The organism is Streptomyces sp. NPDC050121 (assembly GCF_044460385.1).
GTDB lineage: Bacteria > Actinomycetota > Actinomycetes > Streptomycetales > Streptomycetaceae > Streptomyces > Streptomyces soliscabiei.
The window spans coordinates 1-11,744 of the sequence record NZ_JBITJV010000085.1; the positions used below are offsets into that span (position 1 = coordinate 1).

Genomic DNA, 11,744 nt, shown 5'->3' on the forward strand with positions numbered 1-11,744 from the left:
CCGGGGACGGGGTATCAACATATCTGGCGTTGATTTTTGGCACGCTGTTGAGTTCTCAAGGAACGGACGCTTCCTTTGTACTCACCCGAGAGACTTTCTCAGGCTTTCCTCCGGGCGCTTCCCTTCGGTCTTGCGTTTCCGACTCTATCAGATCCTTTTCCGATCCGATTTCCTCGGTGCTCTCCAGGTTCCCGCTTTTGTTTCGCGGTTTCCTTTCCGGCGGTTCCGACTTTATCAGAAGTTCTGAGTCGGTTTTCCCGGCCCCTCCCGGGGACTGCTTCCGGGGGCGTGAAGCTCCCGGGTTCCCGTTCAGGCGGAGACGTAAACGTACTGGAGCGGGGGGGGGGGGGGGGGGGGCTCGGGGGCCGCCCCCCCCGGGAGAACGCGCCGCCCCGGCGGGGGTGGGGGGCTCTTCTGGGGTTGCTTTTCTGTTTTTCCCCCCCCCCCCCCGCCCGCCCCCCCCCCCCCCCCCCCCCCCCCCCCCCCCCCCCCGCTCCAGGTTCACGCGTACGGCCGGCCGTTCGTCGCTCAGACCTCGACCACGACCGGGAGGATCATCGGCCTGCGGCGATAGGTGTCGGAAACCCACTTGCCCAGGGTGCGGCGGATGAGTTGCTGCAGCTGGTGGGGTTCGACCACGCCGTCCTGGGCCGAGCGTTCCAGGACCTCGGCGATCTTCGGGGTGACGTCCGAGAAGGCCGAGTCCTCGATGCCCGAGCCGCGGGCCTGGATGTGCGGACCGCCGGTGATCTTGCCGGTGGAGGAGTCCACGACGACGAAGACCGAGATGATGCCCTCGTCGCCCAGGATCTTCCGGTCCTTCAGGGCCGGCTCGCCGACGTCACCGACCGAGAGGCCGTCGACATAGACGTAACCCGCCTGGACCTTGCCGGAGATCTTGGCCTTGCCCTCGACGAGGTCGACGACGACGCCGTCCTCGGCGATGACGATGCGGTCGTGCGGGACGCCGGTCATGGCGCCCAGCTCGGCGTTGGCCCTCAGGTGGCGCCATTCACCGTGCACCGGCATCAGGTTCTTCGGGCGGCAGATGTTGTAGAAGTACAGGAGCTCGCCCGCGGACGCGTGGCCCGAGACGTGGACCTTGGCGTTGCCCTTGTGGACGACGTGCGCGCCCCAGCGGGTCAGTCCGTTGATCACGCGGTAGACCGCGTTCTCGTTGCCGGGGATGAGCGACGACGCCAGGATCACCGTGTCGCCGGGGACGATGCGGATCTGGTGGTCGCGGTTGGCCATGCGGGACAGGGCCGCCATCGGTTCGCCCTGGGAGCCCGTGCAGACCAGGACCACCTCGTGGTCCGGAAGGTCGTCGAGGGTCTTGACGTCCACGACCAGACCCGGCGGGACCTTGAGGTAGCCCAGGTCACGGGCGATGCCCATGTTGCGGACCATCGAGCGGCCCACGAAGGCGACCCGGCGGCCGTACTCGTGCGCCGTGTCCAGGATCTGCTGGATGCGGTGGACGTGGCTGGCGAAGCTCGCCACGATGATCCGCTTGCGGGCACCCGCGAAGACCGTGCGCAGGACGTTGGAGATGTCCCGCTCGGGCGGCACGAAACCGGGGACTTCGGCGTTCGTGGAATCGGAGAGGAGGAGGTCGATGCCTTCCTCGCTCAGACGTGCGAACGCGTGTAGATCCGTGAGACGGCCGTCCAGCGGGAGCTGGTCCATCTTGAAGTCGCCCGTGTGGACGGCCATGCCCGCCGGTGTGCGGATGGCGACCGCGAGGGCGTCCGGGATCGAGTGGTTGACGGCGATGAACTCGCAGTCGAACGGGCCGATGCGCTCACGGTGCCCCTCCGTCACCTCGAGGGTGTACGGGCGGATCCGGTGCTCCTGGAGCTTGGCCTCGATGAGCGCGAGGGTCAGCTTGGAGCCGATCAGCGGGATGTCCGGCTTCTCCCGCAGGAGATAGGGGACGGCGCCGATGTGGTCCTCGTGTCCATGGGTGAGGACGATGCCCTCGACGGCGTCGAGGCGGTCCCTGATGGACGAGAAGTCCGGCAGGATCAGGTCGATTCCGGGCTGCTCCTCCTCGGGGAACAGCACACCGCAGTCGACGATCAGCAGACGGCCGCCGTACTCGAAGACCGTCATGTTCCGGCCGATTTCGCCGAGGCCGCCGAGTGGGGTGACCCGGAGGCCTCCCGCGGGGAGCGGCGGGGGCGGGGCGAGTTCGGGATGCGGATGACTCAAAAGACTCTCCTCAAACACGCGCGCCACGTACCGGTGGGCACGTGGCGCGCATGACGTTCGTGCAGAAGCAGTTGTCGTTGTGGATTGCAGGCACCGGTGGCCTGCCTATTCAGTTGTGAAGTCTGTTGTCAGAGCTGTACCCCGCCCGCGGCAAGATCGATCTTGAGCTGTTCGATCTCTTCGGGTGAGCACTCGACCATGGGCGAGCGCAGCGGGCCGGCGGGCAGGCCCTGCAGGGCGAGCGCCGCCTTCGTCGTCATGACGCCCTGGGTGCGGAACATGCCCGTGTAGACCGGAAGCAGCTTCTGGTGGATCTCGGTGGCCTTCTGGACGTCACCGGCGGTGAACGCCTCGACGAGGGCGCGCAGGTCCGGCGTGACCACATGGCCGACCACGGAGACGAAGCCGACCGCGCCCACGGAGAGCAGCGGCAGGTTCAGCATGTCGTCGCCGGAGTACCAGGCGAGGCGGGAGCGCGCGATGGCCCAGCTCGCGCGGCCCAGGTCGCCCTTGGCGTCCTTGTTGGCGACGATCCGCGGGTGCTCGGCGAGGCGGACGAGCGTCTCGGTGCTGATCGGGACACCGCTGCGGCCGGGGATGTCGTAGAGCATGACCGGTAGGTCGGCGGCGTCGGCGACGGCCGTGAAGTGGCGGTAGAGGCCCTCCTGCGGGGGCTTGTTGTAGTACGGGGTGACGACCAGGAGGCCGTGCGCGCCCGTCCGCTCGGCGGCCTTGGCCAGTTCGACGCTGTGGTGGGTGTCGTTGGTGCCGACGCCGGCGACCACGTGGGCGCGGTCTCCGACGGCCTCCAGGACGGCTCGTACCAGGTCCGATTTCTCCGCGTCGCTGGTGGTGGGTGACTCGCCGGTGGTGCCGTTGACGATCAGGCCGTCGTTGCCTGCGTCCACCAGGTGGGTGGCGAGCCGCTGGGCGCCGTCGAGGTCGAGTGCGCCGTCCGCCGTGAAGGGCGTGACCATGGCGGTGAGGACCCGCCCGAAGGGGGTCTGCGGAGTGGAGGTCGGAGCCATGGGTAACACGCTACTCGTTGCTCGGCGTCGGGTCTGCCTTCGGGGGGTGTGGAAAAGTCATGACAAAGAAGGAGCCCGGCACTGCCTGCTCGGGGGTTCAAGCAGTGCCGGGTCCGTTTGATCAGGCTAGATGAACTTCTCTAAATGCCGCAATACGGACACTTCGCCCGGATGATCCGTACATACGTCTCTGTCGCTCGACTTCGTTACGCCCCTTACGGCGCGACGCGGCCGTTGGCGTTGAAGGCGGCGTACGTCAGGGGCATGAGCTTGGCCCACTCCGCCTCCATCCTCTCGCCCACCATCTCGATCTCCCGCTGCGGGAAGGACGGGACCTTCGCCAGCTCGTGCTGGGTGCGCAGGCCCAGGAAGTGCATCAGCGAGCGGGCGTTGCAGGTGGCGTACATCGAGGAGAACAGGCCGACCGGGAGGACCGCGCGGGCGACCTCGCGGGCGACGCCGGCGGCGAGCATCTCCTGGTAGGCCTCGTAGGCCTGGCGGTAGGAGTCCTCCATGGTGCGGCCGACCAGCTCCTGCTGGGCCTGGGTGCCCTCGACGAAGACGTACTTGCCGGGGCGGCCCTCCTGGACCAGCTTGCGGGAGGCGTCGGGGACGTAGAAGACCGGCTGGAGCTCGCGATAGCGGCCCGACTCCTCGTTGTACGACCAGCCCACGCGGTGCCGCATGAACTCGCGGAAGACGAAGATCGGGGCGCTGATGAAGAAGGTCATCGAGTTGTGCTCGAACGGGCTGCCGTGCCGGTCCCGCATCAGGTAGTTGATCAGCCCCTTGGAGCGCTCGGGGTCCTTGCCCAGCTCGTCCAGCGACTGCTCCCCGGCGGTGGAGACGCGGGCGGCGAACAGCACGTCGGCATCGGAGGCCGTGTGCTTGATCAGCTCGACGGTGACATCACTGCGGAAGCCGGGCTTGAGGTCATCGGCTGGGGTGTCGGTCACGGTGCGGAGGGTCCTTCCATCGCGTCTTCGGAGCGGCGCCAACTTTACGGGGGCCGTTGAGCCGGACGGTCACGGGCATGCCGCGAGATTCGTGCGGGACGTCTGCCGATATTGGGCACGTTTTCGGGCACTCGCTCGTCTGTATCAGTGACGACGTCCAGTGACAGCGTCCACTCGAAAGCTCCCAGGAGGAAGTACCCACCATGGTCCGCCGGCGTGAACCCGTACCCTTCGCCTTCCTCACCGAGGCCGACAGGTTCCGTAGCAATGTCGCTCCCCCGCCTCCCGAGCGGTCCTCCGTGAGTCAGATAGCCGGGCGGTGGCTGCTGGGGCTCACCATCGTGGCCGCGCTCGTCGGCTCCCTGGTCATCGGGATGCCGGCGCTGAGCCTGGACCACTCCTCCGAGACTCAGCAGTCACAGGCGTCCCACGGGCGCTGACGCCATCCGGACCCCCGATAGTGGTGAGCGGGGACACAGGCGGATAGCCTCACCGGGCACAGCCCCAGCATGGATCGAGTGAGGACCAGCCGTGCCCCTGCCCTTCCTGACGGCCGACCGCGCGTTCGAGGCGGCGGAGGACGTCGCGTTGCCCTTCGACGACCGTGAGCGCTGGCGGCGCCCCTACCGGCCCGGGCCCTGGCGGGTCGGGGTGGCCGCGTTGGCGCTGCTGCTCGCCTCGTACGTGCTGTTCGCTGCCGTCATCATCGCGTTGACGGGGTCGGTGTCGGAGGCCGGCGCGATCTTCGGCTGTTCCCTGCTGGTGATCGCCTGCGCGCTGCGGCTGCTGCGGGTGGGCGTGTGGGTGAGCGACCGCGGGCTGCGGCACGTGGGCTTCCTCTTCACCCGCACGCTCTCCTGGGACCGGGTCGTGGCCGTGCGGACCGTGCAGCAGCCGGTGCGCTGGCTGGGGCTGCCGCGGACCGTCCAGGGCCAGGCCCTGACGATCGTGCGGCGGGATCGGCCCGCCGAGGCGGGCGCGCCGCTGCTGACCACGCACGGGGCGGACTTCCTGTCGCGCCCCGAGGCGTTCGACCGGGCCTCGGACGCGGTCGAGGCATGGGCCGCGGAGAACCGGCGCGACTGATTCCGCGCACACGTACGAAGGGGCCGGTCCGCCACAGCTGCGGGTCGGCCCCTTCGTCGGTGGTCGGCTCAGGCCGGCTCGATGTGCTTGCCGTCGTGCAGGCTGATCGCCCGTTGCATCGCCTTGCGGGCGCGCGGGGTGTCGCGGGCGTCGTGGTAGGCGACGGCGAGGCGGAACCAGCTGCGCCAGTCGTCGGGGGCCGCCTCGGTCTCGGCCTTGCGCTTGGCGAAGACCTCGTCGGCCGAGTCGCGGTCGACGCGACCGCCCGGGGTGCGCTTCAGCTCGTCGACGGGCAGGCCGCCTTCGGCGTCGAGTTCGGCGGCGAGGGCGTTGGCCCGGCGGACGAACTGGGTGTTCTTCCACAGGAACCAGACGCCGATGACCGGCAGGATCAGCACCGCCACACCGAAGGTGACGGTCAGCAGCGTGCCGGACTGTATGAGCATGACGCCACGGCTGCCGACCAGGACGAAGTAGAAGACCAGGACGGCTGCCGTGAGGGCGTAGGAGAGCTTGGCTCGCATGTCGGTCTCGGTCTCAGCCGAGGTCCAGGAAGTGTTCCAGGCCGAAGGTGAGGCCCGGCGTCGTCACGACCCGGCGGGCGCCCAGCAGGATGCCCGGCATGAAGCTGCTGTGGTGCAGGGAGTCGTGGCGGACCGTGAGGGTCTCGCCCTCGCCGCCCAGCAGGACCTCCTGGTGGGCCAGCAGGCCGCGCAGCCGGACGGCGTGGACGGGGATGCCGTCCACGCTGGCTCCCCGCGCGCCGTCCAGGGCGGTGGCCGTGGCGTCGGGCGCGGGGGCCGTGCCCGCCTCGCGACGGGCCTCGGCGATGAGCTGGGCGGTGCGGGTGGCGGTGCCGGACGGGGCGTCCACCTTGTTGGGGTGGTGGAGTTCGACGACCTCGACGGATTCGAAGTACGGGGCAGCGATCTGGGCGAACTTCATGGTCAGGACGGCCCCGATGGAGAAGTTGGGCGCGATGAGCACGCCCGTCTCCGGGGAGTCGGCCAGCCAGCCCCTGAGCTGTGCGAGGCGCTCGTCGGTCCAGCCGGTCGTGCCGACCACGGCGTGGATGCCGTGCCCTACGCAGTAGTGGAGGTTGTCCATGACCGAGGCGGGCGTGGTCAGTTCGACCGCGACCTGGGCACCGGTCTCGGTCAGCGTCCGAAGCTTGTCGCCGCGGCCGAGGGCGGCCACCAGCTCCATGTCCTCGGCGGCCTCGACCGCCCGTACCGCCTCGGAACCGATCCGGCCATTGGCGCCGAGGACCGCCACGCGCAGCTTGCTCATCGTTGTCGTTTCCTTACGGGAGTGGATCAGGCCACAGCGTCGTGCAGCCGGGAGGCCTGCTTGTCCTTGAGCGGGCCGATGACCGACAGCGACGGGCGTCGGCCCAGGATGTCGCGGGCCACGGCCCGCACCTCGTCCGGGGTCACGGCCGCTATCCGGGTCAGCATGTCGTCGACCGACATCTGCTCGCCCCAGCACAGCTCGCTCTTGCCGATGCGGTTCATGAGCGCGCCGGTGTCCTCAAGGCCGAGGACCGTGGAGCCCCTGAGCTGGCCGATGGCGCGGCCGATCTCGTCGTCGGACAGGCCCTGCTCGGCGACCTGGTCGAGTTCGTCCCGGCAGATCTTCAGCACGTCGTGGACCTGGGACGGCCGGCAGCCCGCGTACACGCCGAAGAGGCCGCAGTCGGCGAAGCCGGAGGTGTACGAGTACACGCTGTAGGCCAGGCCGCGCTTCTCGCGGACCTCCTGGAACAGGCGGGACGACATGCCGCCGCCGAGGGCCGTGTTGAGCACGCCGAGAGCCCAGCGGCGGTCGTCCGTGCGGGCCAGGCCGGGCATGCCGAGGACGACGTGCGCCTGCTCGGTCTTGCGGGCGATCAGCTCGACGCGGCCGGCCGTGCGGATCGCGCGCCGTCCCTCGCGCGGGGCGATGGGTGCGGCGTCGGGGCTGTTGAGGGCGCCCGCCTTCTCGAAGGCCGCGCGGACCTGGCGTACGACCTTGTGGTGGTCGATGTTGCCGGCGGCCGCGACCACGAGGTGGGTGGGGTCGTAGTGCTTCTTGTAGAAGCGGCGGATGCGGTCGGCGGTGAGGGCGTTGACCGTGTCGACGGTGCCGAGGACCGGGCGGCCGAGGGCGTTGTCGCCGAACATCGTGTGGGCGAAGAGGTCGTGCACGCAGTCGCCGGGGTCGTCCTCGGTCATCGCGATCTCTTCGAGGATCGCGCCGCGCTCGACGTTGACGTCCTCCTCGAGGATGAGCGAGCCGGTCAGCATGTCGCAGACGACGTCGATGGCGAGCGGCAGGTCCGTGTCGAGCACGCGCGCGTAGTAGCACGTGTACTCCTTCGCGGTGAACGCGTTCATCTCGCCGCCGACGGCGTCGAGCGCGGAGGAGATGTCCAGCGCGGACCTGCGGGTCGTCCCCTTGAAGAGGAGGTGCTCCAGGTAGTGCGTGGCGCCGTTCAGGGACGGCGTCTCGTCGCGGGAGCCGACGTGCGCCCAGATGCCGAAGGTGGCCGAGCGCACCGAGGGGAGGGTTTCGGTGACGATCCGCAGGCCGCCCGGCAGGGTGGTCTTGCGGACGACGCCGATGCCGGCCGTGCCCTTGATCAGGGTTTGGGTACGGGCGACGGCCCGCGCCTCCGAAGAGGTGCGGGCCGTCGCCGTGGAGCTACGAGACGTCACTTGTCGGTGTCGTCCTTCTTGTCGTCGTCGCCCGCGGCGGAGCCGCTGTCGGACTCGCCTTCGCCCTCGACCACGGGGATCAGGGAGAGCTTGCCGCGGGAGTCGATCTCGGCGATCTCGACCTGGACCTTCTGGCCCACTCCGAGGACGTCCTCGACGTTCTCCACGCGCTTGCCCCCGGCGAGCTTGCGGATCTGCGAGATGTGCAGCAGACCGTCCTTGCCCGGGAGCAGCGACACGAACGCGCCGAAGGTCGTGGTCTTGACGACCGTGCCCAGGTAGCGCTCGCCGACCTCCGGCATGGTCGGGTTGGCGATGCCGTTGATCGTGGCGCGGGCGGCCTCGGCCTGCGAGCCGACCTGGGCACCGATGTAGATGGTGCCGTCGTCCTCGATCGTGATCTCGGCGCCGGTGTCCTCCTGGATCTGGTTGATCATCTTGCCCTTCGGGCCGATGACCTCACCGATCTTGTCCACGGGGATCTTGACGGTGATGATCCGCGGGGCGTTGGGGGACATCTCGTCCGGCGTGTCGATCGCTTCCATCATCACGTCGAGGATGTGGAGGCGGGCGTCGCGGGCCTGCTTGAGGGCCGCGGCCAGGACGGACGCCGGGATGCCGTCCAGCTTGGTGTCGAGCTGGAGGGCGGTGACGAACTCCTTGGTGCCGGCGACCTTGAAGTCCATGTCGCCGAAGGCGTCCTCCGCACCGAGGATGTCGGTGAGGGCGACGTAGTGCGTCTCGCCGTTGATCTCCTGGGAGATCAGGCCCATGGCGATACCGGCGACGGGGGCCTTCAGGGGCACACCGGCGTTCAGCAGCGACATGGTGGAGGCGCAGACCGAGCCCATGGACGTCGAGCCGTTGGAGCCGAGGGCCTCGGACACCTGACGGATCGCGTAGGGGAACTCCTCGCGCGTCGGCAGGACCGGCACGATGGCGCGCTCGGCGAGGGCGCCGTGGCCGATCTCGCGGCGCTTCGGGGAGCCGACGCGGCCGGTCTCGCCGACGGAGTACGGCGGGAAGTTGTAGTTGTGCATGTAGCGCTTGCGGGTCACCGGGGAGAGGGTGTCCAGCTGCTGCTCCATGCGGAGCATGTTCAGGGTGGTGACGCCCAGGATCTGGGTCTCGCCACGCTCGAACAGCGCCGAGCCGTGCACGCGCGGGATGGCCTCGACCTCGGCGGCGAGCGTACGGATGTCCGTCAGCCCGCGGCCGTCGATGCGCTTCTTCTCCTTGATGACGCGCTCACGGACCAGGGACTTGGTCAGCGAGCGGTACGCGGCGGAGATCTCCTTCTCGCGGCCCTCGAACTCCGGCAGGAGCTTCTCGGCGGCCAGACCCTTGACGCGGTCCAGCTCGGCCTCGCGCTCCTGCTTGCCCGCGATGGTCAGCGCGGAGGCCAGCTCCGGGCGGACGGCGGCGGTGAGCGCCTCCAGGACGTCGTCCTGGTAGTCGAGGAAGACCGGGAACTCGCCGGTGGGCTTGGCGGCCTTGGCGGCGAGGTCGGCCTGGGCCTTGCAGAGCACCTTGATGAAGGGCTTCGCGGCGTCCAGACCGGAGGCGACGACCTCCTCGGTCGGTGCCTCGGCGCCGCCCTTGACCAGCTGGATGGTCTTCTCGGTGGCCTCGGCCTCGACCATCATGATCGCGACGTCGCCGTCCTCCAGGACGCGGCCGGCGACGACCATGTCGAAGACGGCGTCCTCGAGCTCGGTGTGCGTCGGGAACGCGACCCACTGGCCGTTGATCAGCGCGACGCGGACGCCGCCGATCGGGCCGGAGAAGGGCAGACCGGCCAGCTGCGTGGACGCGGAGGCGGCGTTGATCGCCACGACGTCGTACAGGTGGTCGGGGTTGAGCGCCATGATCGTGGCGACGACCTGGATCTCGTTGCGCAGCCCCTTCTTGAAGGACGGGCGCAGCGGGCGGTCGATGAGGCGGCAGGTGAGGATCGCGTCCTCGCTCGGCCGGCCCTCACGGCGGAAGAAGCTGCCGGGGATCTTGCCGGCGGCGTACATCCGCTCCTCGACGTCCACCGTGAGGGGGAAGAAGTCGAGCTGGTCCTTGGGGTTCTTGGATGCGGTGGTGGCCGACAGCACCATGGTGTCGTCGTCCAGGTACGCGACGGCGGAGCCGGCGGCCTGCTTGGCCAGGCGGCCCGTCTCGAAGCGGATGGTGCGGGTGCCGAAGGAGCCGTTGTCGATGACGGCCTCGGCGTAGTGGGTCTCGTTCTCCACTAGCGTTTTCTCCTCGTCTTCGTCCCGCGCTCTGCCCGTGTGGCAGGGGGACGGTTGTGGAGAGACGCGCCGTGCGGTGCGGGCCGGTCTTCGATCGAAGCACCCGGGGATCTCTTTCCCGGGGGCCACTACCGAGGACCGGCGGCGGTGCGGTGCGCTTCTCCTCGTTCGGTGTTGCGTGGTGACGTTTACCCGCAGCGAGTACACGTCATCACGCTGTGTCGTACGTATTGCGTTGTGCTACCACACTACAAAGCGTTGGTGACACTCCGCACGTTTCCGCACGAAGGCGGGGTGTACGAACGCCCCTGCCATGCGTCCTGCCATGGATCCTGTCGTGCGTACAGCAAAAGGGAGCGGTCCCGATGATCACGGGAACCGCTCCCCTCACGGCGTCCTACTTGGCGCCCGCCGCACCGCGGCGGATGCCGAGGCGGTCGACCAGCGCACGGAAGCGCTGGATGTCCTTCTTGGCGAGGTACTGCAGCAGGCGGCGACGCTGACCGACCAGGATCAGCAGACCACGACGGGAGTGGTGGTCGTGCTTGTGGGTCTTGAGGTGCTCGGTCAGGTCCGAGATCCGGCGCGACAGCATGGCGACCTGGACCTCGGGGGAGCCGGTGTCGCCCTCCTTCTGGCCGAACTCGGTGATGATCTGCTTCTTCGTAGCGGCGTCGAGCGGCACGCGTACTCCTCGTAGTCTTTTCAGGGCCACCGAGTGCCCCCGGTCTGTGTCTCGGGGGAGCTTCCGTTACTCGGGAGGCGGGGATCCGCTGGGCGCGACCTCCAGAGCCTTCAGGGAGTGCCTGAGGGTTCTTCCGGGGGTGCGTACACAAACGGCCGTCATTGAGGGTACCAGGCAGTCGGGGGCGCTCTCGCACGGGTCCGCGAAAGCCGGAGGTCGGCGCGGAGGCGGCCACTAGGGTGAGCGCACAGATCGTTTTCGTACGTCGGGAAGGGGCCGTTGCGGCATGGCGGAGACGGAAGAGCAGATCAAGGCGCGCAAGGAGCGGGAGCGGGACGAGCTGTACGCGCTCGACATCTCCGGCGTCGAGTGGAAGTGCGCTCCGGGCACGGAGGAGCACGAGGAGCGCGTCGAGATCGCCGAGCTGCCCGACGGGGCCGTGGCGATGCGGTCGTCGCTCGACCCGGAGACGGTGCTGCGGTACACCGAGGCGGAGTGGCGGGCGTTCGTGCTGGGCGCCCGGGACGGCGAGTTCGATCTGGAGCCGGCGCCGCACAACGGGGGTCTGGCGGCGGAGTAGCGCGGTCGCCCGGAAGCGCGGTCGCCCGGAAACGGGGGCGCACCGCGGTGGACCGGTGAAGCAGTCGTGACGGCGATCGTCGCGGCTGCTTCTTCGTGCTCGGCCCGTGGGTCAGAGCCTGTGTCATATTCCCCGGTCGGATCAGCGTGCCGGCGTCATGGGGGTCCCCCGTTATGTTTTCCGCGGTCCTGCAAGAGGACCGCTGGCCTCCGGGCCCGGCATGACTGTTCCCCCCTGTCGAACGGATGACCTGGGGGGT

11 protein-coding genes are annotated in these 11,744 nt (G+C 69.0%); 3 read left to right on the forward strand and 8 right to left on the reverse strand.

Translation table 11 applies throughout. From position 1 onward, the window contains the following. Positions 1-528: 528 nt before the first annotated feature. The 3 genes from ACIBTS_RS48715 to thyX all read right to left on the reverse strand — a co-directional run bounded on the left by ACIBTS_RS48715 (position 529) and on the right by thyX (position 4,198). Entirely contained in the window at positions 529-2,214 is a 1,686-nt protein-coding gene (locus ACIBTS_RS48715; RefSeq protein WP_399328363.1) for a ribonuclease J, read from the reverse strand. A 128-nt stretch (positions 2,215-2,342) separates the two neighbouring features. Next, positions 2,343-3,242, reverse strand: a complete 900-nt coding sequence (gene dapA / locus ACIBTS_RS48720) for a 4-hydroxy-tetrahydrodipicolinate synthase (RefSeq protein WP_079659121.1) — start codon at positions 3,240-3,242, stop codon at positions 2,343-2,345. Between the two features lie 215 nt (positions 3,243-3,457). After that, positions 3,458-4,198, reverse strand: a complete 741-nt coding sequence (thyX, locus tag ACIBTS_RS48725; RefSeq protein WP_079659122.1) for an FAD-dependent thymidylate synthase — start codon at positions 4,196-4,198, stop codon at positions 3,458-3,460. Between the two features lie 203 nt (positions 4,199-4,401). Here thyX and ACIBTS_RS48730 point away from each other — a divergent pair, with 203 nt between their 5' ends. Together ACIBTS_RS48730 and ACIBTS_RS48735 are read left to right on the forward strand one after the other, a co-directional pair. Then, the gene (locus ACIBTS_RS48730; protein WP_399328365.1) at positions 4,402-4,638 is read left to right on the forward strand and encodes a hypothetical protein; all 237 of its coding nucleotides are present in this window, start codon (positions 4,402-4,404) and stop codon (positions 4,636-4,638) included. 91 nt (positions 4,639-4,729) lie between these two features. Further along, positions 4,730-5,284, forward strand: a complete 555-nt coding sequence (locus ACIBTS_RS48735; protein WP_319675259.1) for a hypothetical protein — start codon at positions 4,730-4,732, stop codon at positions 5,282-5,284. A 68-nt stretch (positions 5,285-5,352) separates the two neighbouring features. Here the strand turns inward: ACIBTS_RS48735 and ACIBTS_RS48740 are convergent, their stop codons facing one another. The 5 genes from ACIBTS_RS48740 to rpsO all read right to left on the reverse strand — a co-directional run bounded on the left by ACIBTS_RS48740 (position 5,353) and on the right by rpsO (position 10,905). After that, the gene (locus tag ACIBTS_RS48740; protein WP_079659125.1) at positions 5,353-5,808 is read right to left on the reverse strand and encodes a hypothetical protein; all 456 of its coding nucleotides are present in this window, start codon (positions 5,806-5,808) and stop codon (positions 5,353-5,355) included. A gap of 13 nt (positions 5,809-5,821) precedes the next feature. After that, the gene (gene dapB / locus ACIBTS_RS48745; protein WP_319675257.1) at positions 5,822-6,574 is read right to left on the reverse strand and encodes a 4-hydroxy-tetrahydrodipicolinate reductase; all 753 of its coding nucleotides are present in this window, start codon (positions 6,572-6,574) and stop codon (positions 5,822-5,824) included. Positions 6,575-6,600: 26 nt separating this feature from the next. Further along, complete coding sequence (locus ACIBTS_RS48750) at positions 6,601-7,980, reverse strand: M16 family metallopeptidase (protein WP_399328368.1); 1,380 nt, start codon at positions 7,978-7,980, stop codon at positions 6,601-6,603. Then, complete coding sequence (locus tag ACIBTS_RS48755; RefSeq protein WP_319675255.1) at positions 7,977-10,220, reverse strand: polyribonucleotide nucleotidyltransferase; 2,244 nt, start codon at positions 10,218-10,220, stop codon at positions 7,977-7,979. Before ACIBTS_RS48755 ends, ACIBTS_RS48750 begins: the two co-directional genes overlap by 4 nt. A gap of 397 nt (positions 10,221-10,617) precedes the next feature. Continuing rightward, complete coding sequence (gene rpsO / locus ACIBTS_RS48760; protein ID WP_003993372.1) at positions 10,618-10,905, reverse strand: 30S ribosomal protein S15; 288 nt, start codon at positions 10,903-10,905, stop codon at positions 10,618-10,620. A gap of 286 nt (positions 10,906-11,191) precedes the next feature. Here rpsO and ACIBTS_RS48765 point away from each other — a divergent pair, with 286 nt between their 5' ends. After that, on the forward strand, positions 11,192-11,485 hold the full coding sequence (locus ACIBTS_RS48765) for a DUF397 domain-containing protein (RefSeq protein WP_079659129.1): 294 nt from the start codon (positions 11,192-11,194) through the stop codon (positions 11,483-11,485). Positions 11,486-11,744: the final 259 nt, after the last annotated feature.